Source organism: Mycobacterium sp. TH-M15 (assembly GCF_057473705.1).
In genome coordinates this window covers 1-2,326 of sequence record NZ_JBYCLB010000386.1, presented here as the reverse complement: position 1 = coordinate 2,326, position 2,326 = coordinate 1, and the positions used below count along the sequence as shown (strand labels likewise).

At 70.2% G+C, this 2,326-nt stretch carries 2 protein-coding genes and 1 pseudogene; 2 read left to right on the top strand and 1 reads right to left on the bottom strand.

Features of this window, described 5'->3' with window-relative positions:
• Positions 1-125: 125 nt before the first annotated feature.
• The gene (locus AC2VNT_RS09460) at positions 126-1,595 is read right to left on the bottom strand and encodes a biotin carboxylase (RefSeq protein ID WP_486946611.1); all 1,470 of its coding nucleotides are present in this window, start codon (positions 1,593-1,595) and stop codon (positions 126-128) included.
• Between the two features lie 120 nt (positions 1,596-1,715).
• On the opposite strand from AC2VNT_RS09460, the gene AC2VNT_RS09455 reads away from it, so the two are divergent.
• Positions 1,716-2,060: a hypothetical protein gene (locus AC2VNT_RS09455; RefSeq protein ID WP_486946610.1), complete on the top strand. Its 345-nt coding sequence runs from the start codon at positions 1,716-1,718 to the stop codon at positions 2,058-2,060.
• Between the two features lie 9 nt (positions 2,061-2,069).
• Positions 2,070-2,326, top strand: a pseudogene (locus AC2VNT_RS09450) (hypothetical protein); the annotation flags it as partial.

The following is a 2,326-nucleotide window of genomic DNA, read 5'->3' as shown; positions in this document are numbered from 1 at the left end:
ACATCGACTTCACCCAGGTCTTCCCCGCCCTTATGTCCGACATATTCACCAGCGCCGGCGCCGAACTCGGCGCTGCGTTTTCCGATTTCCCCGGCCTCTGACCAGCCTCTGACGGGCGCCGCGGCTCACGCCCGGGCGACCAGCCGCGGCACCGTCGGCTCACCACGGGTCAGCCGGGTCGACGTGAAGTGCGCCCTGATGCCCTGCACCCAGTGCCGGCAGCGATCGGTGAGCTTGTAGTCGGCCGTCTGCAGGTGCCCGCGGGTGACCAGCACACCGAGTTCGGCGCCCTTGCAGCGCACGTCGCCCGGCGCGGCGATGCGCATATAGAACGCCTCGGACTCGTCGGCCAGGGTGGCCCAGTCGTTGCCGGACCGCACGAAGGCGACCCGCCCGCCGTCGTCGAGCCGCCAGATCCCGGTGCGCGGGGTGGCGGTCCACAGCCCGACCTGCGCGGCGGTCTCCCAGATCATCAGCTGACTCCAGGCGTCGGCGCCGCCGTAGCCGCGCTCCCAGCGGGCGTTGATCTCGCCGACGTCGAGTTCGTAGTCGACGTCTGAGTACTCCAGCAGGTGGAACAGGAAGAGCGGAATGTCGGCGTAGGCCTCGGTGGTCAGGTTGGTCATCGGGCTCACCCCGCTCAGCCGCGGGTTCACCTCGCCGAGGTACAGCGCGTCGGAGTCCAGGTCGTGCAGCAGGTCCACCTCGAAGTAGCCGCGGTACCCCTCGCGGCGCAGCCGGTCACCGAGCTTGCGCACCATCGCCCGCGCGGTCTGCATCTGCGCGGGGGTCAGCGCCTCGCGCCGGACGTCGTTGCCGCACCAGCCGCCCTTGTACGGGGTCAGCTCCGGGTGGCCGACCAGGCTGGTCATCGCCGGGCCGACGACGGTGCCGTGCCGGGTCACCACGCCCTCGAGGCAGACCTCGACGTTGCGGATCCGTTTCATCACCTTGAGCTCCTGGCCGGCCAGCTCCTCGGCGTGCCGGTCCCAGTCGCGTTGCCCGCGCAGGAAGTAGGTGGTGGTGCCGGCGTCGCCGTAGGCGGACTGGACGACCAGGTTGTCGCCGAGCCCGGCGCCCTGGGCCAGCGCCGAGAGCTCGTCGTAGCCGCCGGCCCGCCCGATCACGTTGGGAACGCTTGGCACACCCGCCTTCTGGGCCAGCCGGGTCATCACGATCTTGGAGCCGAGCCGGTGGCGCAGCTCCCACGACGGCTGCATCACGTCGAGCCCCACCTCGTGCGCGAGCGCCTGGGTGCCCTCGTCGAGCATCACGAAGCAGGCCTTACCGCCGGGGCCGCGCCGGTCGACGAAGTCGAGGGTCTCCGGATCGCGCAGCAGGTAGTTGCAGACGTCCTCCATAGAGTCGAAGTCCATCCGGTTGTGCCGCCGGGGCACGAACACCCGGGAGTGCTCGCCCTCGAAGGAGTCGAAGTAGGTCAGGTAGCAGAAGTTGCGTACCCAGCGGTCGATGCCGAGCAGGTTGAACGGGGTCGGCGAGATGAAGTACAGCGGCACCGTGTTGGTGTGGAAGAACGCCCGGATGTCCGACAGGCCGCGCAGCACCGGGCGCTGCCCGGGTTCCGGCTGCTCCATCGCACCAGTGTGCACCGCCACCGGCCGACCGCCGCGCATTGACACTTCAGACACCGCCGACCAGCCGCTATGCTCTGTGGCACCGCAGAGATAGCGCCGCAGAGCGGAAGGGGGGCAGCCGTGACCGACGACATCCGGGTCGTGCCGGCGCTGCTGCACCTGACCAGCGGTGACATCGAGTCCACCGGATACGAGTACGCGGCCGACGCCCTGCGGCACCGCGACGCCCTGATCACCGCGCTGGCACGCTGGCAGGCACCGGCCTCCCGGGCGGCCCTGGAACAGACACTGAGCCGCTGGGAGGTCCGCCACCCCGAACACCTGCGCCGCGCGGGTGGCCTCGGCCAGCACGTCTGCGACTCGGCGCTGACCTACACCACCGACTCGGCCAGCTCAGCCGACCTGATGGGCGCAATCCTGGAAGCGGTCGTCGACGCCGTCGAAGACGGCGCATCCGAGGTCTAGAGCGCCGCCATGGCCGAGCTGAGCCCCGCTGACGTGCTGAGCTGGGATCCGGACATCATCGACCAGATCGTGCAGGCCGCGCTCGGCCTGCACCAAGCCCACCAGAACCTCGGCGACGGGCTGAGCAACGCCCAGCGACAGGTCGCCGACAGCTGGTACGGCGAGGGCGCGGACGCGTTCCACGCCGACGTCGGCCACCAACTGGTCGACATCGACCAGTCGTCGCAGGAGGCCAAGGGGGTGGCCACCGCGGTGCAGCACGCCGA